We start from the raw sequence: 19439 nt of genomic DNA, 5'->3' as shown, positions 1-19439 counted from the left end.
TGGTGACGGCGGGCGAGGCTGCCTATCCCTCCGCAAGGCCGCACACATGAGGCCGGAGCCTCGTCCGCCGCCGTAATCGGGATCCGGGCCGTTCGGCCCCGGGGAAGGGCCGGTCTTCCCTCCCGGGCGGAGCCGCAGCCGACGCATCTTGGACGTAACGGATGCCGGCGCACCGGCCCTGGGAAGGTGAGCGATGATGTGGTACGACGGCTGGGGCTGGGGTGGCTGGTACGTCATGGCTGTGGTCATGGTGTTGTTCTGGGGGCTGATCATCGTCGGTGTCGTGGCGCTGGTCCGGTACCTCACGAGCAGTCATCACAGCCACCCGAGCGGTCCACAGCCCCCCTCTTCCGGTGAGTCCGGGCAGGGGAGCAGGCGGGCCGAAGACGTGCTCGCCGAGCGGTTTGCCCGTGGGGAGATCGACGAGGACGAGTACCAACGCCGGCTGAAGCTGCTGCGGGAGCACCGGTGAGTGTGAACCGCCCGCGCGGGATGTGGCTGGCCGTGGGAGCAGTCGCCGCACTGGTACTGGGTATCGCGACAACCTTGCTGATTGCTGCCGTCGGCGGCTTCGGCGGCGATGGTGGGCCGACGACCTGGCGAGGTCCGGGAGCGCAGTGCAGTGCGCCCGCCCTGAAAAGCCACACTGTGCATGTGACCGTGGGGGACATGGGGCCGGGCATGAGGGGGCGCCCCGACGACGGAGGTTCCCCCAACGGCGGCCCTGGCGGCGGGCATGGCATCGGCATGATGCGTCTGCGCGCCACCCCGAGCACGGTACCGGCGGGTGTGGTGTCGCTGCGGGTGGTCAATGCAGGCGCCCTCACCCACGAGGTGGTCGTTCTCCCCCTGCCGGCGAGGCAAGCGGCGGGGGAGCGCCCCACCGGTGCTGACGGGCGCGTTGATGAGGCGGGCAGCTTGGGTGAGGCTTCGCGCAGCTGTGGTGCGGGGGCAGGGGACGGGGTTGCCCCCGGAGCGATGGCCTGGACCACGGTGACGCTGCAGCCCGGACACTACGAGCTGGTGTGCAACTTCCCCGGCCACTACAGGGCCGGCATGTACGCCGAGCTCGACGTCACCCGGTAACCACGGTAGGGGAGCTGCTGCCGGAGCTGGAGTGTCGCCGACGGCGTGCACAGGGGGCGCCCCCGGGGCGATCAGTGACATGGCGTTCGCTTCGGATGCGCATCTGTGGGGGCAGGGCCAGGACATGCTGGAGGGCGGTTGTCGCCCCGGTGGGGTCTCCCTGGAGGATGCCGGCGGTGATCAGATCGATATGGGCCAGGGCCTCGTCCCCGTACGAGCGCTCTTCTCTCGGGCCGCTGCGGTATGCGGCGATAGCGGCGGTGGAGTGCTGGTGGGCCTCCTTGTACATCCCGAGCAACGTGTAGGTGCCACCGAGGTAGTAATCTCACCTTCACGGCCGGCGGACGCAGCAGCGTCGTCAAGCAGACGGCGATCCGCGCCGGGACGGTGGTCGTGGTGGTCTCCGGCTCCTCGGCGCCAGGGCTCTACTCGATATTGTGCCCGACGGCGAGTTCGGCCACGCCGAGCTGCGCGGCTCAGGGCCGGCCGACGCCGAAGGCCGACTGCGCTCACTCGTCCGCAGATGCCTGTCCGACCTGGACCGCGTGGCCGGCGCAGCGTCGCACGCCGTTGCTGCAGCACCTGGTCGCGGCGGTCGGTGTGGTGCCCGGATGCTGCGCATCCTGAACGTCACGCTTTCGCGGTGCACTGACTCTCCCAGCTGATGCCGGTGCCGCCGCTGGTTGCGCCCCGAGCATGGGGGGGGGACGACTTGGCGGCAGCCGGCCCCGGACCGAACGCCCTTGCGCGCCCTTGGCGGCTTCCTTGAGCTTGGAGCCCGCGGAGCCCTTCGTGCTGTAGGCCGACGGGGATGTCGATCGGGTCGCCCTGCGACGATATGGCACAGGCGGGCATGAGCAACCCTTCGATCACATGAGCCTCGACTACCCACATGATCAAGGCATCCATGCCCGCCCACCCGCGAAAAGATGCCCTACGCTACGACTTTGCCGCGGCGTCGGGCAGCACGTCGGGGATCTGCCACAGCTGGCCGGCCAAGTTGCTGACGTAGATCTTGCTGGTGTCGCTGTCCAGCCCGACGCCGCAAGCATCGCCGAGACCGGTGGCCACCACGCGCTGCAAGCCCTTGGTCTCTTCCTTCAGATCGACCTCATGCAGGCAATCGCCCAGATGGTCGGAGACGTATGCGTTGCCCTTGCCATCCAGCGCTACGCGGGTGCTCGCGGAAAAGGTGGCCACCTCGCGCTTGGTGGGGTGGGGAGAGGCATTCAGGTCGACCTCGTACAGGGGACCGTTGTCATACCGGCCGACGTACGCCTTCTTGCCTGCCCTGTCCAGCGCTACTCCGGAGGCATGTGTCATGCCTCCGATGATCGGCTCGGTCCTCTTCTCTTCGTCCTTGAGGTCGTCCTTCAGGTTGACCGCGATCAGCTGCCCGTTGTTGTAGTCGGTGACGTACGCCTTGTTGTTCGGCTCGTCCAGCGCGAGACCGTACGCGTAGGGGACCTTGGCGACGTCGACGACCTCGACGGCCTTGGAGTCATCGAACAGGTTTTTCACCTTGCGCAGGCGGCCGCCGCTGTAGTCGGCGACGTACGCCACTTTCTTCGACCGGTCCAGCGCCACATCGACGATGTCGCCCAGGCCGCTCGCGACCTCGCGCCAGTTGCCGGAGGGGAGATTCGAGGTGAGATCCACCTCGTACAGCTTGCCGCTCCGGTCGGCGACGTACGCCTTGTTGTTCGGCTCGTCCAGCGCGAGACCGTAGGAGCTCCCTAACCCGGTGGCGCGCACTGATGGAGCCTTTTTCGAGCTCTCTCGCTCTTCGCCGCCGTCCTTGTGCAGAGGGTGATCCTTCATGTCGAAATTAAGTTTTTCAAGCTCGAAGACCTCGTGCACCCCGGCGAGGGTGGAAACGACCTCGGCCTCCCCTTTTTGCATGAACGGCTTGCCTTCATCGGTCAAGTCGAAAGTCTCCGTAGCCGTACCAGTCTCGCCGAGTTTCCATGCAATCACCTTGGAGTATTTCGGCTCCTGGGCCTGTGGGCCGCTGGGGCGGGTCTCCTTTACTTCTACTGGCTCGGGGTAATGCAAAGCGACCCACCCACCGAAGGAGATAGGGAATTCGTAGTCGAACCTCCTCACCTGACGTCGCTGCGTGGCCAGGACGTCTACCCGGCTGCCAACTTCCCCGCTCAGCGTGGACGATGTTTTGAACGCAGTGGTCAACGAACCACTGACAGAAGCAGTGATCCCAAGCATCAGCTGTGCCGATAATTCCCCGGTGCCTGTGGCGGTACTCGTTGCTGTTGTCGTGCTTGTCGTTTGTGACTGAGACTCCGTGTCAACGCCCTGATTGTCTTTGCTGTTCTTCAGAGTGGTCTTCTGGGATTGGTTCAGCGCCATGCTCTTCTGCAGTTGCTGCTGCAGTGATGCAATGGCTTTTGCCCCGAAAGTGAGCTGTACCTGTCCCTGGAGCGACCAGCTGATGGTGTTCGAAATCGAGAATTCGACAGTGTGTGACCATTTGGTGGGGGTGGGGTCGGTTCGATTGACGTACGTTTGCTTGGAGATCACGTCGGGAGGGGGTTGTGCAATGTCGCCTCGCTCTTCGATAAGCGGTACACCCACCGTCATGTAAGCGCGCCACCCGCGCTGGTGTGCCGTATCCTCCCCATCGGGAAAGTCGCCGAATCGCCCCTTGTTCAGAGAAAACCCGGTAGGGGCGATATACCGGTCCCTTCCATCTGCTGATTTCTTCTCGGCCTTCCTCTTCAGTTTCTCCTTGTCCCGCTCAAGGATGACAGAGGTCTTGTCGGCAATTTTGAGCTCCTTCAGGTTTCGCCCTGTCAGTGGGTGGCGCATAAATCGTTCGCCAAGATGAGTTGTACTCACGTTGTTTTTGGTGGGGCCGCTCATGGCCTTCAGCCTCCTTGCGCAGCAGAACTGAACGATTTGTGAGTGATTATTCGTGAGCTGTTTCCAGCCTGGCGTGACCTGGTGAGAAGTCGTCAGGCTACCGAGCTGGGGCGTTGCTACTGTTCAAGGGCAGGATCACGAAACCGGTACTTTTGAACAGCCTTCCGACCTGCGAGCTGACTTCGAGATCGACCCTCACCCCTTGGTCGACCCATCGTCAGTCCTTTTGATGTCTTTGGCCGATTTGGAGTTGTCCTTTCTCGATTCTTCTAGCTGTTCATTGCTGATCTTTGGCCGGTCTTCTTCGCTAATCTTTGGCTGGTCTTCATGCCTAATCTCCACCCCCACCTTTTTGAATGCCTCATCCTTGGTCGAAGATGCCATACCGGATGTCGATTCGGGATTCTCGCTGGCTTCTCGCTGCTTGGCTGCTACCGTCTGGGTGTTCTTGAATAGGGGGGTGATGAAGTTGTTCATGATATTGAGCGCCTCGGGCGACGTCTCGCGCACAATCTTCGGGTCACGCGCAGCTTCAGGAATGCCGTCGTAGAGCTCCGGATCGACCCCTTCCTGTTCAGGCCAAGCGCCGGGAATTTTTTCAGAGACCTTTTGAGCGGACTCTTCGGCGGACTTGGCTTCATTTCCGCCGCCGTCGAAGATGTTCTTAAAAGACATGAGCTTCCCTTCGGATCCTCTCGGTGGACGCAAAATCACCCCTTGCAAAGAGGATGATTTTTCTCGCCATGATCAAGTTTTTCGCATTCGAAGACCTCGCGCACCCTGGAAAGGGTAGCAACGATTCCGGCTTCCTTTTTTGCGTAAACTGCTTGCCTTTGTTGGTCGGGTTGAAACTCTCCTTACTGTTGTTTCCAGTCTCGCCGAGTCTCCACGATCACCTTGGAGCATTTCGATTCCTCGGCCCGTGGTCGTCTGGGTGGACTCCTCGACCTCTACTGACTCGGGGGAATGCAAAGCGACCCACCGACCTCGAGTCTCCTTGCGTCATTCGCCGTGTGCACCAAGATCTTCGTGTGCTGCCTACCCCTCCGGTGATCAATCTATCCAGCTCGGCCCTGCGGTTTCTCGCCCATCACCTGGCCTGGCTGGCTTGACGTTGTTATTTCGACCACCATGACGGCTGAAAGTGATCCCCGGTTGATTTCCGATTGAACGATGCTCTGAAATGGCCCTGCCTGCGACCTGCGACGACCAGCTTGGAGGGGCCGCTTCAGGGCGTCGTCGAACTGAAGATTCCGTTGATTCCTGGCCAACTCGGTGGTCCCCAATATTGAGCCGAAACTGGTGGGTCTCCTGCTTATTGGTCGGGAGTGAGTGTCGAAAGTGGGGACATGCGTCGGCTGGCGCCCGTGGCGCAGGAGGATCTGCGGCTGCGGGGCGTTGCGGCCCTGGAGTCGGGGCGGGTTCGGACGTGCGGCCAGACCGCAGAGGTCTTCAGGGGGGCCGAGCCGTCGGTGGGCACCTGGTGGCGGCCCTTTCGGCCGGTCGGCAGGCGGCACTCGCGGCGGTGCGGCAACTGCGCACCGGAATGGGTGAGTTGCTCGATGCCTCGGTGCGCGGAGGCCTGGTCCTCAACGCCGTGGTCCTGTGGACCCCCCCGCTACCTGGCCGCCGCGGTCGCCCAGCTCCGCGCCGAGGGCCACGACATCAAGGACGAGGACGCCACCCGCCTTTGCGGCGAGGACGAGCGGTCATCGATCCGTTCGGCTCTGGCATGGGGGAGCAACTCGTGGGCCAGTCGTACCGGGTGTGTGTGGCAGAACTTCTTGCGGACTCTCCGCTGACCTCGGAGGCTGTCATTACGGATGTGCGCCACCTGATTCAGCACGGCGCGGAGGCATTGGCGTTCGACACGGCGCGCTCGTGGATCTCTGAGGACGATCTGCCCGTACCCGGCAGTACCACGCACGACTTGTGGCACTGGCCACTGAGATGGAAACCCCCAAGTCCGTGCAGGCATGACGAGCTGCTGGTCGACCGACACCACCTTCTCGGTGATCTTGCTGAGGGATGATCCTCTCCCATGGCCGGTGTGATCACGGCGTCGGAACCTTCCTGGATAGCCCCCGTTCACTGGGCTGCGCCCTCGTCAGTTCAGCGTGCTGATCAACGCGATGCGGCGCGAAGGCGCGGATCTGTGCGCAAGGCCCGGCCGTGGAGCCTGTCGCTGGAACTCGCTCCACGGCGATGCTGTGCTGGGCGAGGAAAGCATGGGCTCGCGACCGGAAGGCGACGGCACAGCACATCGAGAAGGCGGTGGGAGGACGACCTCAGATGGTGAGCGAGAGCCCTCTGGTCACGCGCTTCGCCGCCGGTATCAGCCGATCACGGACCTGGTTGATCTGCGAGAGCCGGTCCACTCGCAGGGACACACTCCGAGCGAACCGGGTGTCTGCCCGCGGAAGACCGGTACCGCAACGCAGTACGTCCCGAGCGCGTACTCCTCCCTGCCCGTGACGACCGGCGAGCGGGGCGAGGTGTCGAGCCGCCGCACAAGTTCGGAGCGGCCGGTGATGGTGCGCGGCGTGAGGTCGGCGAGCGGGTGCCGGGAGAGGTAGTCGTTGCGCGCCTCGTCGCCGAGTTCGCGCAGGAGGCACTTGCCCAGCGCCGTGGCGTGACCCGCGTCCTCGAAGCCCACCCAGATGTCGACCCGCGGCGCCCGGGGACTGTCGACGATCTCGGCCACTTGGATCTCGCCGTCCTCGTAGAAGGTCAGGTAGGCGGCGACCGAAAGATCGTCCCCCAGCGATGCAAGAGCCGGGCGGACGTAGCTGAGCTGCGTCTGTTCACGGCCGCTGGATTGCAGGGTGTCCAGCCGGTTCCCGAGGACGTAGCCATCGTCCTCCAGCTGGCGGAGGTACCCGTCGTGGCGAGCGTACGCAAAAGGTGATACGTGGTGGTCAGCGGCAGCCCCGTCTCCCGTGCCAGCTGCTGAGCCGGCGCGCCGCCCTCGTGCGCGCCCAGGGCCTCCAACAGCCGGAAAGCCCGCTGCACGGAAGCGATCAGGGTGGGGTCCTCGGTCGCCATATGCCCAGCCTGCGTCCGCCGTTCGGCGCAGGCAAGGCGGTAATTCGCGGGGCTCACGTATCTGTAGCGCATCCGTACGGGCAGCGACGGCCGTCGGTGCGCGACCTGGTGCCGCCGACATCGCCCGTCGGCGTGCTCGACGAGTACGCACCGGAGGCCGGCCGCCCGCCTGTCCACCGCCACCGCCCAGCATCCGAGCTGCAGGCCGGCCTCCCGGGCCGCGGCGAGCACGGCCAGGACGGGGGCTGCGGTGCGGTGGTCGATTTCGGAGACGACAGCCACCCCCGGTCGGCAGGGCCGGCAGCAGCGGTCCAGTCGTATTCACGTGCGAGCGGCGGCCGACCTCTCGACCGGCTGGCGGCCGAGAAGGTCAGCCGCCGCGCTTCAGGCGTACGACGACGGGGGCACCGAAGGGGTCGCCGGACTGGTTGACCTGGACGTGTCCGGCCCCCAGCCACTCGTCGGTGCCGGGTACCCGGTGGATCTCCTTCAGCCACAGCGACTGGTTCGACCCTTTGCGGGCGCCGGTCGACAGGGGCAGACGGTGGCGCTTGATCTTCACACACCGGCCCTCGTCGGTCAGGTACCAGTTGCCGTCGAGGAACAGGCCCTCGTCGTCCTGACCCACCGGGGTCCGCAGAGTGCACCCGCCGGGAGCGGGCTCCTGCTGGACCCACTTCGAGCCGTCCCAGCGCAGCCGGATGTACTCGTCCGCGGGTTCGTTCTCAACCTCGCCGTGGTTGAAGGTGTTGTTGCCGTACGCGCGCACCTCACCGCTGTCGAGCGCGAAGACCTGGCCGAGGCCGGCGCTGGGCTCCGGCGGGAGGGGCTCCTCGAAGCGGGCCTGTGGAGTCTCCACCGACTTCCAGGACGTGCCGTCCCAGTGCATCGAGGCCGGCTGGCTGTACCGCTCGCCGTAGCCCAGCTCGGTGCCCGGCCCGGTCGAGCGGCTGCCGACCGCCCAGACGTCGTCCGGTCCCACCACGGCGAGATCGGAGGCGCCGTACGGTAGCCGGGTCGTGGTCCAGTGGGAGCCGTCCCAGTGCTGGGCGGTCTGCTCGCTGTCGAGGGCCCAGATGTCGTCCGGGCCTGCGGCCTCCAAGTCCCCGGCTCTGCCCGGTGGGGGGTTCGGCACCGCGGACCAGCGCGTGCCGTCCCACCTTGCCCAGGGATTCACGCCGGTGCCCTCTTTGTAGTGTTGCGGCCGCAGCCACAGTGCTTCCTCACCGACCTGTTCGAGCGCTGGCGGGTAGTCGGTGGTGCCGAGAGCTTCGGGAAGGGGCTCGCGCTTCCATTGCGTGCCGTCGTAGTGCAGCAGGTGGGCGTTGGACTCGCCATTGTTCTCGGTCCCGACCGCCCAGATGTCGTCCTCGGCCAAGCCGGCGACATCGGTGAGCTCCCCACTGAAGTCCGCGATGTGCTCGAACTCCCAAGTGAGGGAGCCCGTAGGGGCCTTCGGCGGGGCGCCCTTGCCGCCGGAGTCCGCCGGGCCGGCGGAGCCCGTGGTCCGGGAGCCGACCGGATCGGAGTTCGTGCCGCCACACCCCGCAGCCGTGAACAGCAGGGCGACCACGCAGAGAAGGGCCGGAATGGCGGCAAGGCGGCGGGGGAGCGGATACATGCGGCAAAAGCCTGCGCGGTGCGACTTACGGGCCGGTAACGGCCAGGTCTGGATCGCGACTCAATCGATAGCAGCGCTTCGGTTGGCGAGTCCCGTCAGGTGAGGCGCTCAGTCGCCATCGTGTGGCTGATCCGTTGACGGGCCCATCCAGCAGGGAAGGCCGTCCACGAAGCAGCCGGCCCCGGTCGCACGGATGCCCCTGTCCGCGAGGGTGGTCGCCATCCTGTCTCTGCGGTGGCCGGGAGAATGGGGCCGGGATCCGGTGTCTGGGGCGGGCCCAACGGACGTCTGCCTTCCGGTGCGTGGACACGCAAGGGCTGTCCGGCGGTCGAGGGCCACGACCGTGACGTCGTCGCGGTTGAGTGTCCGCTTGCCGACGTCCCAGCTGCCGGAGGCACTCACCACGAGGGCGTTGAGTTCCGGGTCGATGAGGAACATCCTGGTCTCCGCCGCCACCCCAGCGGGCCAGCGGGATGGTTTTGGCTCACCCGTACCTACGCGCAATGGGCGGAGCTGGTCGACGAGGCCACGGGCCGGCTGCACGCCCTGGGCGCGCGTCCCTGGGACCGGGTGGCGGTCATGAAGGCCAACCACTTCGACATCGCGGTTCTGGCCGCCGCCGCAGCCCGGATCGGCGCGGTTCCTGCGTTGCTGTCCGGCGCCTACAGCCCCGACATTGTCCGGCTGCTGCTTTCCCGGCTGGAGAAGCCGTATGTCATCACCGACGGCGCGCATCTGCGGTCCGGGGGCCTGGACGCGGAGGCAGTCAAGGAGCTGACCACGCGTACGGTGTGCACCACTGCGCAGCCGGGCAGACGGGACGTGGTCGATCTCAACTCTCTGCGGGGCGCGCCGGTGGCGGCGCCGCGGCTGCGGCGCCCGGACGAACCCATGATCGCCACACACACTTCGGGGACCACCGGCATCCCCAAACTGGTCGTGCACTCCGCGATCTCCGAGCTGGGCGAGCCGCCATCATCGAGTCCGAACGGTGGCCCGTGGTCGGTCTGCGCCCCAGCGACGTGTGGGCGTACTGCGAGCCGTACTGGCACGAGCGCCAGACGCACCAGATGCTGTCCATGGCGACCGTCACCCAGCGGATGCTGATGCTGTCCGAGCCGAAGAACCTGCCCAAAATGAAAGGTCTGCTGCTCAAGCACCGTCCCACGCTGGTGGAGGCGCTGCCCGACATCTATCTGTACTGGGAGGAGCTGGCCCGCGACCCGGACCGGCCGTTCGCCTCGGTACGCGAGTACGTCAACTCTTTCGACGCGATCCACACGCGCACCATCCGCACGTTCCTCGATGCCAGCGACAGCCGGATGCCCCTCTGGCTTCAGGCGTGGAGCCAGAGCGAAAACGGCACCATCCTCATCCGGCCCTACCTGCGCCGCAACGTGCGTCGGCGTGGCCACCGGCCGCCCCCCACCCAGATGTTCGGATGGACCGTCCCTGGATTCGGCCGCATCCGCATCGTTGACCCGGCCACCCGCCGCAAGGTCGGCCGCGGCAAGGTCGGCCTCATCGAGATCAAACAGCCCGGCCGCTTCCTGACCTACATCGGCGAACACGACCGGCACACTCTCAAACGCGACGGCGACTGGTGGAACACCGGAGACCTGGGAACCCTCAACCGGATCGGCGCCCTGCGCTTCGTCGACCGCGAAATCGACCGCATCCCCTCCGGGAGCGCCGTTGAACTCGAAGACGTCCTCCTGGACCGGCTCACGAAGCTCTCCGAGGCCATCGTCCTGCCGGTGGCCGGCGGGGCTCCGGTCCCCGTCTACAGCACTCACGATGAGCTGCCGATTGACCCTGACGAGTGGCGTTCCGCGGCCGCTGGGCTGCCTGTGCTCGCCGACCCGATCCACATCATGTGGGATGACTTCCCGCGCACCGGCACCTGGAAGGTCCGGCGCGTGGAGTTGCGCAGCCGGTTTCTTCCGGACAGTCGGGCGCTGGGGATCGGAACCTGGACCTGACGCACTGCACCAGCGCCCGAACGCTGCGCGCTCCCGGGATCTGGAGGCCGGGGGCGTGTGGTGGTCGGGTGCTGGTGGCGTCCGTGACACTGCGCAAGAAACTCCACTGTGCCCGCCTTTCCCGTTTTCTTGAGGGAATCGGCCCTCCGGGGCGATTGGTCAGCCATCGCCCGCAGGAGTCTCCAGTCCGCTCGCGCCGGCAGCGTCTGGGAACTCCCGGGCGTCACGTCCGGCGAGCCGTCACGGGCGGTCCAGCGGCCGGCGGGACCAGGGCCGATCAACGGCCGGACGCGCGGTCCGGTGCCGATGTTCGTGCCTGGGTGCCCAGCAGGTCGAGGAGGTGGTCCGGGAGAAGGCGGGCACTGTCGCGGGCGAGGGAGAGGAACTCGCTGACGAGGGGGTGCGGGGCGGGGCGGGCGAAGACGGCCAGCGATCGGCGTTGGCGCGGCGTGAGGCGCAAGACGGTGCCGGGGAAGTCCGGGGTGAGGATGTTCGCGGGCACCACGGCGACACCCAGGCCTGCGGCCACAAGCCGGGGAATCGCGGCGGTCTGGCGGGAGCGGATCGCGGCGCTGGGAGTGAACCCGGCCTGAGAGCAGAGGTGTTCGACGGTCGCGGCCAGGCCGTGTGCGGAGTCGTACAGGACCCAGCGGCGCGCGGCCAGCTCGGTCAGGCGCACCGTCCGGCGGCTGTGCAGCGCGTCGCCGGGTGGCACGATCGCGACGATCTCCTCCGCCCCCAGTGGGTGGTGCGGCCCGGTCCAGCCTTCTGGCAGAGGGCCGATCGCGACGTCGGCCGTGGCGTCGGCCATGGAAGCGGCAAAGTCGTCGAGGTCCGCGTACTCGTGCAGGACGACATCGACGAGCCGGTGGTGCTGGTGCCAGCAAGCCAGGACGGAAGGGAGCACGCCGAGCGTCACCGACAGCACGGAGGCGAGGTGCAGCTCGCCATGGGTCATGCCGGCGACGGCGCGGGCGGCGCCGGTGGCACGTTGTGCACCGGCCAGGGCATGGCGAGCACCTGGCAGGAAGGCGCGACCGGCCGGGGTGAGACGGACGCCGCGCGGGGTGCGTTCGAGGAGAAGGGTGCCCACGCCACGCTCCAGGGCTTTGAGCTGCTGCGAGAGGGTGGGCTGGCTGATACGCAGGTGTGCGGCGGCCTCGGTGACGGAGCCGTGGTCGACAACGGCGAGGAGATATTCGAGCTGTCTGAGGGTGGTCATCGACATAGGCAAACTCTATGGGGTTGTGTGAAATTTCGTCTTTGAACTATATCGCCGACGTTCCTAACGTGGAGGGCGACCGGGACGAAAGGACTTCCCCCATGACCACTCCCACCCCCGCCTCCACATACGACGAACGGGGCGCGGTACAGCCCCTGCCCACGCGTCCGCCCCTGAACGGCTTGGCGACGCTTGCCCTCGTCTATGGCATCATCGCCGTCGCAGCCGGCATCCTCCCGGCCGTCCGTCAGATCACCGGCAGTCTCGCAGTCCCGGCCGTCGCCCTTGCGGCCACCGGATTGGCCAACGCCCGCCGCCTGGACGGCGCCGGAACGAAGCAGGCCGCCATCGGCCTGGTCACCGGCTTCGCCGGTCTGGCTATCAGCCTGGCCACCTACCTGACCACATAGTTCGAGTTGACAGGCGGAACGAGGAAGCCGCATACGCGGTCCAACCGGCGTGCCTCCTTGGCCGACCACGCGGCTGAAGCGGGTAGGCGAAAATGACGGACATGAACATCGAGCAGGCTGTCGCGGAGATCGGGAACGTCGAGGAGGTACCTGGCCTGCCCATGGCCTGGTGGTGGTCGCGCCGATGTCGAGCTTCGTGTTCTCCCTGGCCGTAGACGTCGATGGGCGCTGGGCCTACCAAATGAACTCGCTAGACGTCTACGACGAAGGTCTGAGCAGGGCTGTTCTTGCGTTCGCGAGAGAGCACCAGCTCGGGCGCGGCCCCGACGCCCGGCCTCTGGCGGTCGTCCCCGGGTTCTCCTACGGGGCCTATCGGTTCGACGCCGTGGCAGCGGCTTCGCCCTCTGTGCATGGCTACCACCACGGGCGGAACGCGGCCTTGAACGAAGTCGTCTCAGCGGTCTTCCCGGCGTACCAGTGCGAGTTCCGCGGGGACGAGAACCTGGAAGAGGCGGTCCTGCGGTTCAAGCGCATGCTGCGGCCGACGATCGTCTCCCGACCACCGGTCCCGTACCTGCGGATGCGGTACGAGAACACCAGGACCGGTGGCGGCAGCGTGGGACCGTCCCGCGGGTTCACCACGCACGATGTGCTGGAGAGGGAGCTCAGGCTCCTCGAAGGCGCTCCGGGGAGTTTCGTGGAGTTCGAGAACTCCCGGGGCGAGGTGTGGAACGTCGAGTGGAACGGATCCTGGCTGGTGAACGACACGCCCCAGGACGGACCGCCCTCCGAAGACTGGGCGGCATCGGCTCTGGGATGTCCGTAGGGGCCCGATGGCCCGCATCATCCTTCCGCCGTAGTCATCACGGAAGCGCGGTCGTAACCCTTCAGTTGGCGGACTGGCGCGATAGTTGGCGAGTCGAGCGCGATAGGTGGCGGTGTGTGCGCGGCACGCCAAGATTCACACAAGCGTCTTAAACAAACGTCTTGTACGCACGTATAGATCTGCTCTACGGTGAAGCCATGGACACCGACATCGCCAAGCGTTCCGCGCTCACCGTCGACGGCCGCACCCTTTCCTATGTGGACTTCGGCGGCCCCGGCCGCCCGCTGCTCGCCCTGCACGGGCACATGTCCGAGGGCCTGTCGTACGCCGAGCTCGCCGCCCGTCTCGCCCCGGAGTGGCGGGTCATAGCCCCCGATCAGCGCGGCCACGGCGAGTCCGACAGGGCGGCCGACTACAGCCGGGAGGGCTACCTCGCCGACCTGAAAGCCCTCATGGATCACCTGGGTCTGGACCGGGCGGCCCTCCTCGGCCACTCACTCGGCGCGATCAACGCCTACCAGTTCGCAGCCCGCCACCCCGAGCGCGTCACCGCGCTGATCAATGCCGAGGGATGCGCCGATCTCGGCCTGGACGGCAGCAATCCGCTGGAGTTCGTCCTGAACCTGCCGGAGGGTAGCGCCCCCGACCGGGAGGCGTTCGTCGCGCAACTCGGCCCGTTCGCACCGTACTTCGAGTCAGCCGTCCGCGAGCGGCCGGACGGAACCTGGGGCCTGCACTTCCGCCCCCAGGACATCTACGACTCCGAGGACCAGGTGCACGGCGACCACTGGGCCGACTGGACCGGCTCTACCTGTCCGGCGCTGCTGGTGCGTGGCGCCAAGGGCGGTGTGCTGCCGGCGGAGCAGGCAGCACAGATGGTCACCCAGCGCCCCGGCGCCCGCCTCGTCGAGCTGGAGACCGACCACTTCGTATACGCCAACGCCCCGGCCGGCTTCGCGGCCGCGGTCCGCGACTTCCTCGCCGCGGTCTAACGCTGGTCCACGGCCGTCCCTGCCACCCGGGGCCACCGCATATTGGGCAGCCCGTGACTGAGCGCTTCACCTGGCGGGTCAGTGCTGGAGTTGGCGCGCCTCGGGCGCTTCGGTTGACGGGCAGGGCGATCGCTCAGGGGCCAACGGTGTGGTCCAGGTATCGCAGCGGACGTGTCCCGTTGATGACTACCGCTTGCCGCTCTTCGCGACCTTGGGCGTGACCAGGGGGCTGCCGGACCAGTCGTCGCCAGCATTGATGCTCTTGGTCCGCAACAGGCCAGCGGTGCTGGAGGTTCGGGGCTTCGAACTCAAAGTCCCAGAGCGGTAACGCCCCCTACCCAGGGCGGTCTGCTCCGTAGGGTGATCGGCACGCCGGGGCCATGGGGGCACCTGGCACGTCACGAGGAAATCCGATGCTTCGTCTCCGTACGGCCGCTTGCGCTGCCGTGATCGCCGCAGCCGGTAGCTTGGTTCCCATGCCTGCGCAGGCTGAGGCTGCCGGCTGCCGCTGACCGCGAAGCAACGGGGTGCCAGAGAGCGCGGCAGCTACTTTGCACCGTGGGTCAGGGATAGCAGACCGCACTATCGGCATGCGCCACGGCGGTCGAGCGCGGCACCAAGTCCCGATGGGATTTCAGCCCCACCATAGAACTCCCTGGCCAGCGCTTCGCGAGTTGAGCGCACGAGTTGGCCGTACGGGCCAAGTCGGGGGTTCTGACCGCTCTTCCGTGATGCCTACGGCTGAAGGAGGACGCGGGCTCTGAGCAGTGCGAATGAGGCTCGCCCGTACATTTGCCGCTTGATCGTTTTGATTCTGGCAGGGACCGCGATGCCCTCCCGGATGGCCATCATGTAGCGGTTCACAACGTGGTATCCACCGGTGTAGCCGAGGGCGGTCAGAACCCTTCAGTCGGCCAGTTGAGAAAGGGTGGCGCGCCCACACCGTCCGCCCAGCCGGCCTCGCTGTCAGCGCTCTGTGTGATGATGCGGACGCGTCCCAGGGGAGTGGGCCGCGGTCTACTGATTGCCAGGGGGTTGGGGATGGGTGCGGGTACGGAGCCGGACGGTTCGTCCAGGTCCGACGAGGAGTGGGAGCGGTTTCTGCGCGAGTCGGTGGCGGGTGCCGCCGACGCGCCCAAGGAGCCGTCGGCGCGGGCCCGCGACGTGGCAAGGCGGCTGCGCGCGGAGCCCGGCCGTGGCCGGGAGGGCTGGCGCAGCTACACGCCCGCGCGGCCCAAGCGGCGCACGGGCTGGTACGTGGTCGGGCTGCTGGCCTCGCTGGTGCTGCTGGTGGTGGCGCTCGCGCCGGGGCGGATAGTGGACCTGTTCGCCGGCGCTGACTCCCCGCCGCTGGCGGCCGAGACCGCCCGCCCGACCCAGGCACCCCCGGCGGAGGCGTCCCAACGCCCCACCATGGAGGAGCCGTTCCGCGGCTCGCCGGCGGCGAGCTGGGCGAGCGGAGCGGCGGGGATCACCGTGCCGAAGGCCGAGGCGGTCGGCTGGATGAGCGCGGCCGAGGTCGAGCGGGCCCTCGCCCGCAGCCGGGACTTCCTCGTCGCGTCCGGCCTGGACCGCGGGGTGCTGCGGGGCGAACGCCCCGAGAAGGCGATTGCACTGATCAACCCGCACCAGAAGGACGTCCAAGACCTTCTGAAAACCGCTTTCCGAACCCCGAGCGAGAAGAACGACCCGCTCCTCCTCTTCAGCCGCTTCCAGCCCTCCCGCACCCACCTGGTCGGCGACGTCGTAAAGACCCGGGGCCGGCTCACCTACCGGGAGGGCGAGCGCGGCGCGCTCCAGGTGACCGCCGACGTCACCTTCGTCTACCCGGTCACCCGTGCAGACGCGGGCGGCGACGACGAGATCGTGCGCACGATCGTCCGACGCGAGCTGGTCCTGAGCTGGGACGACCCTGACAAGGTGATCACCGAGCCGGGCACGTTCTCGATCGTCTCGTACAAGTACGACATGACCAACGGCGGCTGCGGCGCCCCCACGGGCTACTTCACCCCGCCCTTCGGCACGGACCGCCAGGTAGACGAGGCCGGCACGCAGGTCGACCCGTACGACCGCAGCGCACCGGTCGGGCGGGGCGAGTCCTCTGGGGACGAGTGCGGGAGGGCGACGCGGTCCTAGCGGGCGTTACTCGGTGGCGGCCACCCCAACCCCGAGGGCGATGAATGTCCAGCCGCCGATCCGCTCCCAGCGCCGGCGCCAGGCCGGTCGCCCGAGCACCGCGCGCAGCCGGGCGGCGACGTGCACGAGCGCCAGCCGGTTCGCCGCCACCGGCTTGTCGCTTAGCGCCATCGGCCGCCGTCTGCAGTTGGACCGCAAGACGGTCCGGCGCTACCGGAACAAGGACCTGGCAGGGCTTCTCGCCTCGGCGCAGGACCGCGGCCACGCTGTCCTCGACCTGTTCATCGAGCACGTGCAGCACCGCTTCCAGGCGGGCTGTACTAGGCGGTGTCCGATAGCTCATGTAGCTAGGGCACGTCGGTGTCGTTCACCCGACATGAGGCCAATCCGTCACCCACTTGGGTGCTCAGGCCGCAGAGCGGCCTACATGAGCGCGCCCAAACGGAAGACGGACTCACAGGGTGGGGCCCACTTCACCGCTTCCAGGACAATGAACCATTGAGGGGGCCAATCATGAGAGCTGCGCGTTCGCTTCGTAGGCGTCGCACTGCTGTCGCGGCGGTCGCGTCGTCAATCGCGCTAGTGGTGCCACTGGCGACCAATGCCCACGCGGCGAGTGGCCAGCTAACCTACGTCAGGGCCGACACGGGCACAGTGGATGCTCTGTTCAACCCGCCGAACGACGTGTGTTTGCAGATTCTCGGAGGAGCAGTGCGCTTGGGGAACGACACGGACGCCGCGGTGTTCGTGTACCCGGACCCTTCCTGTAGCCAGGGCTGGGACTTGGTGGGGGTCGGGGCACAGTGGGATGCACCGACAGGTATGGCGGCACAGAGTGTGCGCCTCGGATCGACGGGATAAGACCGCCTACCCGTAACACAGTTCCGTCTAGATGATCAATTCCAAGGGATGCCTGCGGAGGGTGTGGGGTGGGCGGCGGCCGAAGCCACCGCGAGACGGTCAGGCGGCGGGCTGCCGGCCCTGGTTGTCGAGGTGGCAGCGGGCGGTCAGGCGTCAGGGTCGACTTCGGGGTGCGTGAACCGCACGGGCTTGCCCAGCGACCGGGCGTAGGCGATTTCGGCTCGGGTGCTGTCTCCGATGTAGTCGCCGACTACGAGTACCTCATCAGCGAGGCGGATCTTCGCCCGGTGCAGATCGTCGAGTCGAACCTTCAGCGCCTCGGCCTCGACAGGATCGGACCAAAGTTCGTGCGGCGACTTCATGTCACAGCCCGGTTTGACGACAATCTTTCCGGCTTTGGTCTCCCGCAGATCGGCCTCGTTCATCTCGGTCATGAAGCGGGTGGAGCCGCAGATCACGACGATGCGCGGGAGGCTCAACAGCTTCTTCGCGTGGGCGAGCTTCTCCTCAGGGGTGAGCAGTTGCGGGTATGACACTGGTTCCTCCTGGTGGTGTGGTCCAAGGGGTGGTGCCTGCGGAGACGAGAACGAGGGTGTCCAAGATCGTTTTGTGACGAACGATGTGGACACCCTCGCGACAGCACTCTATGCGACGACCGACGACATGCTGAAGGAGCATCCCGACCTGGCGCCGTGGCGCCCGCCGGTTGGCATTACGCCCCGCCTGAGCGATGCCGAACTGGTCACCCTCGCCACGATGCAAGCCATACTCGGCTACACCTCTGAGGCCAAATGGCTCCGCCATGCCCGTGCCCACCTGCGCCACCTCTTCCCCTACCTGCCCCAGCAGCCCGGCTACAACAAGCGGCTGCGCAAGGCCGCCGGTCTGATGGGAAGCGTCAACCGAATCCTGGCCACCATCACCTCGGTGTGGAGCGACGACGTATGGGTCGTGGACTCCACCCCGGTGGAATGCGGCCGCTCCCGCGAGACCGTCAAACGCTCCGACCTGGCAGGTTGGGCCGAATACGGCTACTGCGCCAGCCACAGCCGCTTCTTCTGGGGCCTGCGCCTGCACCTGGTCTGCACCCTTCAGGGCCTGCCCATCGCCTTCGCCCTGACCGGGGCCAAGGCCGACGAACGCGAGACCCTCCTTGACCTCCTGGCAGCCGAATGCGAGCTTCTGCGAGAGCGCCCCCGACAGACTCTCATCGGCGACAAGAACTACTTCGGCCGTGGTTTCGAACGCGAACTGTCCGAGCATGGAGTCCAGTTGCTGCGGCCTGCCCGTAAAGGTGAACGGGAGCGGCCTGGCGCAGCCCTGTTCAAGCCGCTGCGACAGGTCATCGAATCGATCAACGAGACCTTCAAGGGACAGCTTGACCTCGAACGGCACCGAGGGCGCACACCCGGAGGTGTCATAGCCCGCGTCATGCAACGCATCCTCGCGCTGACCGCCGCGATCTGGCACAACGACGCCACCGGACAAACCGTCCTACGCTCACTGATCGCCTACGATCACTGACCCCTTGGAATAGATCATCTAGGGCGTGTCCGATGATCCGTCGGACACGCCCTGGTTCGATGCAGCTCTATTGTGAGTTGCTCGCCCTCGGCTACACCGGTGGATACCACGTTGTGAGAACACCAGCCTCAAGCAGCGCGTCCGCCGGCTGACGGCCGACAATCGCAGCCTTGACGAGAGGATGAAGGCCGCCCGCTCCCACCTCCGCTTCCAGGACCGGCGCGTTGCCGACCTCGAAGCCCGCATCACCGAGCCGGGATCAGCGACCATGATCGCCAAGACCCGTGCCTGCTTTGCTGCCCAGGCCCACCACCGCGCCTATCTGCGCGACTTCTAAGCCAACCCCCACCTCAGTGCTGAGGTACGGGTCGATGACGAGCGGACCCTGGCCACGCTGGAGCGCATGCTCAAGGACAGCTAAGAATTGTCGTCAAATGTCACGCCCACCTCAGGCGACCGGCATGACAACAAGAAGCGAGCGATCCCGGATCCGAGCCCGTGCGGGCTCGGCCTGGGTGGCCGGGCGGGGTTGTTTCAGAACGGGAGGTTCCTCCTGCCAGTCGCGGATGGAGCCGGATGCGCAGCTCGCGCCGGTTGGACCAGCAGGGGCAGAGGCCGTGTTCGTCGGCGAGGCCGGACGTGATGGCTGCGCCGGAGGGGTCCCCGTTGCCTGCGGGGCCGTTCAGGGCGCGGACCTGTCATGGTGGAGCCGTGTTCTCGGATGAGACCTTCGAGGTGAGCCGTTCGCGCGGTTGTGCGATGTCGAGGCCGAGGCGTTCAGCGATCTTGGGGATTCGGGCCCGGGGAACGGTTGAGAAGCCGGCGGGCCCGGGCCCGGCTGTTGGCGACCGAGT

Annotated in this window: 17 protein-coding genes and 4 pseudogenes; 12 read left to right on the top strand and 9 right to left on the bottom strand. The window is 66.8% G+C overall.

Annotation, left to right across the window (positions count from 1 at the left end):
* Positions 1–193: 193 nt before the first annotated feature.
* Complete coding sequence (locus tag KI385_RS03075) at positions 194–472, top strand: SHOCT domain-containing protein (protein WP_238570685.1); 279 nt, start codon at positions 194–196, stop codon at positions 470–472.
* Positions 473–654: 182 nt separating this feature from the next.
* Entirely contained in the window at positions 655–1086 is a 432-nt protein-coding gene (locus tag KI385_RS03070) for a sulfocyanin-like copper-binding protein (RefSeq protein ID WP_238570684.1), read from the top strand.
* Here the strand turns inward: KI385_RS03070 and KI385_RS03065 are convergent.
* The 3 genes from KI385_RS03065 to KI385_RS03055 all read right to left on the bottom strand — a co-directional run bounded on the left by KI385_RS03065 (position 1076) and on the right by KI385_RS03055 (position 4641).
* Entirely contained in the window at positions 1076–1375 is a 300-nt protein-coding gene (locus KI385_RS03065) for a hypothetical protein (RefSeq protein ID WP_238570683.1), read from the bottom strand. The genes KI385_RS03070 and KI385_RS03065 overlap by 11 nt on opposite strands.
* A 650-nt stretch (positions 1376–2025) precedes the next feature.
* Entirely contained in the window at positions 2026–3966 is a 1941-nt protein-coding gene (locus KI385_RS03060) for an NHL repeat-containing protein (protein WP_238570682.1), read from the bottom strand.
* A 195-nt stretch (positions 3967–4161) separates the two neighbouring features.
* Entirely contained in the window at positions 4162–4641 is a 480-nt protein-coding gene (locus KI385_RS03055) for a hypothetical protein (RefSeq protein ID WP_238570681.1), read from the bottom strand.
* A gap of 904 nt (positions 4642–5545) precedes the next feature.
* Here KI385_RS03055 and KI385_RS44455 point away from each other — a divergent pair.
* Positions 5546–5657, top strand: a pseudogene (locus tag KI385_RS44455) (Tn3 family transposase); the annotation flags it as partial.
* Positions 5658–6007: 350 nt separating this feature from the next.
* A pseudogene (locus KI385_RS03050) lies at positions 6008–6157 on the top strand (IS5/IS1182 family transposase); the annotation flags it as partial.
* Between the two features lie 97 nt (positions 6158–6254).
* Here the strand turns inward: KI385_RS03050 and KI385_RS03045 are convergent.
* Positions 6255–7011 (bottom strand): annotated as a pseudogene (locus tag KI385_RS03045) (IclR family transcriptional regulator).
* A 370-nt stretch (positions 7012–7381) separates the two neighbouring features.
* Positions 7382–8632: a hypothetical protein gene (locus KI385_RS03040; protein WP_238570680.1), complete on the bottom strand. Its 1251-nt coding sequence runs from the start codon at positions 8630–8632 to the stop codon at positions 7382–7384.
* Positions 8633–8878: 246 nt separating this feature from the next.
* On the opposite strand from KI385_RS03040, the gene KI385_RS43830 reads away from it, so the two are divergent.
* The gene (locus tag KI385_RS43830) at positions 8879–9739 is read left to right on the top strand and encodes an AMP-binding protein (RefSeq protein WP_281066782.1); all 861 of its coding nucleotides are present in this window, start codon (positions 8879–8881) and stop codon (positions 9737–9739) included.
* The gene (locus KI385_RS43825; protein ID WP_281066781.1) at positions 9631–10614 is read left to right on the top strand and encodes an AMP-binding protein; all 984 of its coding nucleotides are present in this window, start codon (positions 9631–9633) and stop codon (positions 10612–10614) included. The genes KI385_RS43830 and KI385_RS43825 overlap by 109 nt, the downstream gene beginning before the upstream one ends.
* A gap of 277 nt (positions 10615–10891) precedes the next feature.
* Here KI385_RS43825 and KI385_RS03030 read toward each other — a convergent pair whose 3' ends face one another.
* Positions 10892–11842, bottom strand: coding sequence for a LysR family transcriptional regulator (locus KI385_RS03030; protein WP_238570679.1), 951 nt, complete (start codon positions 11840–11842; stop codon positions 10892–10894).
* 95 nt (positions 11843–11937) lie between these two features.
* On the opposite strand from KI385_RS03030, the gene KI385_RS03025 reads away from it, so the two are divergent.
* From KI385_RS03025 to KI385_RS03015, 3 genes are all read left to right on the top strand, one after another.
* Positions 11938–12246, top strand: coding sequence for a hypothetical protein (locus tag KI385_RS03025; RefSeq protein ID WP_238570678.1), 309 nt, complete (start codon positions 11938–11940; stop codon positions 12244–12246).
* Positions 12247–12430: 184 nt separating this feature from the next.
* Positions 12431–13072 (top strand): hypothetical protein, encoded by a 642-nt coding sequence (locus KI385_RS03020; protein ID WP_238570677.1) that lies wholly within the window; start codon positions 12431–12433, stop codon positions 13070–13072.
* Positions 13073–13233: 161 nt separating this feature from the next.
* Positions 13234–14064 (top strand): alpha/beta fold hydrolase, encoded by an 831-nt coding sequence (locus tag KI385_RS03015; protein WP_342593423.1) that lies wholly within the window; start codon positions 13234–13236, stop codon positions 14062–14064.
* Between the two features lie 186 nt (positions 14065–14250).
* Here the strand turns inward: KI385_RS03015 and KI385_RS03010 are convergent.
* Positions 14251–14355: pseudogene (locus KI385_RS03010) on the bottom strand (DUF3052 domain-containing protein); the annotation flags it as partial.
* A 750-nt stretch (positions 14356–15105) separates the two neighbouring features.
* Between KI385_RS03010 and KI385_RS03005 the strand changes: the two are divergent.
* Positions 15106–16200 (top strand): hypothetical protein, encoded by a 1095-nt coding sequence (locus tag KI385_RS03005; RefSeq protein ID WP_238570676.1) that lies wholly within the window; start codon positions 15106–15108, stop codon positions 16198–16200.
* 6 nt (positions 16201–16206) lie between these two features.
* Here the strand turns inward: KI385_RS03005 and KI385_RS03000 are convergent, their stop codons facing one another.
* A complete protein-coding gene (locus tag KI385_RS03000) occupies positions 16207–16371 on the bottom strand; it encodes a hypothetical protein (RefSeq protein ID WP_238570675.1) in 165 nt (54 codons plus the stop codon).
* Between the two features lie 836 nt (positions 16372–17207).
* Positions 17208–17597: a hypothetical protein gene (locus KI385_RS02995; protein WP_238570674.1), complete on the bottom strand. Its 390-nt coding sequence runs from the start codon at positions 17595–17597 to the stop codon at positions 17208–17210.
* Positions 17598–17670: 73 nt separating this feature from the next.
* Between KI385_RS02995 and KI385_RS02990 the strand changes: the two genes are divergently transcribed.
* Together KI385_RS02990 and KI385_RS02985 are read left to right on the top strand one after the other, a co-directional pair.
* Positions 17671–18585 carry an IS982 family transposase gene (locus tag KI385_RS02990; RefSeq protein WP_238570673.1) on the top strand — a complete coding sequence of 305 codons (915 nt, stop codon included), beginning with the start codon at positions 17671–17673 and terminating at the stop codon, positions 18583–18585.
* 181 nt (positions 18586–18766) lie between these two features.
* The gene (locus KI385_RS02985) at positions 18767–18922 is read left to right on the top strand and encodes a hypothetical protein (protein ID WP_238570672.1); all 156 of its coding nucleotides are present in this window, start codon (positions 18767–18769) and stop codon (positions 18920–18922) included.
* Positions 18923–19439 lie beyond the last annotated feature (517 nt).

The organism is Streptomyces inhibens, assembly GCF_022221585.1.
Classification (GTDB): Bacteria; Actinomycetota; Actinomycetes; order Streptomycetales; family Streptomycetaceae; genus Streptomyces; species Streptomyces inhibens.
The sequence above is the reverse complement of the archived record's forward strand: the minus strand, read 5'-3'. Positions and strand labels throughout refer to the sequence as shown.

Excerpts from the sequence above, each read along its gene's own strand:
- KI385_RS03075 (WP_238570685.1), top strand. The coding sequence starts at position 194 with ATGATGTGGTACGACGGCTGGGGCTGGGGTGGCTGGTACGTCATGGCT.
- KI385_RS03065 (WP_238570683.1), bottom strand. The coding sequence starts at position 1,375 with ATGTACAAGGAGGCCCACCAGCACTCCACCGCCGCTATCGCCGCATAC.
- KI385_RS03060 (WP_238570682.1), bottom strand. The coding sequence starts at position 3,966 with ATGAGCGGCCCCACCAAAAACAACGTGAGTACAACTCATCTTGGCGAA.
- KI385_RS03055 (WP_238570681.1), bottom strand. The coding sequence starts at position 4,641 with ATGTCTTTTAAGAACATCTTCGACGGCGGCGGAAATGAAGCCAAGTCC.
- KI385_RS03040 (WP_238570680.1), bottom strand. The coding sequence starts at position 8,632 with ATGTATCCGCTCCCCCGCCGCCTTGCCGCCATTCCGGCCCTTCTCTGC.
- KI385_RS43830 (WP_281066782.1), top strand. The coding sequence starts at position 8,879 with ATGGGGCCGGGATCCGGTGTCTGGGGCGGGCCCAACGGACGTCTGCCT.
- KI385_RS03030 (WP_238570679.1), bottom strand. The coding sequence starts at position 11,842 with ATGTCGATGACCACCCTCAGACAGCTCGAATATCTCCTCGCCGTTGTC.
- KI385_RS03025 (WP_238570678.1), top strand. The coding sequence starts at position 11,938 with ATGACCACTCCCACCCCCGCCTCCACATACGACGAACGGGGCGCGGTA.
- KI385_RS03020 (WP_238570677.1), top strand. The coding sequence starts at position 12,431 with ATGTCGAGCTTCGTGTTCTCCCTGGCCGTAGACGTCGATGGGCGCTGG.
- KI385_RS03005 (WP_238570676.1), top strand. The coding sequence starts at position 15,106 with ATGGGTGCGGGTACGGAGCCGGACGGTTCGTCCAGGTCCGACGAGGAG.
- KI385_RS03000 (WP_238570675.1), bottom strand. The coding sequence starts at position 16,371 with ATGGCGCTAAGCGACAAGCCGGTGGCGGCGAACCGGCTGGCGCTCGTG.
- KI385_RS02985 (WP_238570672.1), top strand. The coding sequence starts at position 18,767 with ATGAAGGCCGCCCGCTCCCACCTCCGCTTCCAGGACCGGCGCGTTGCC.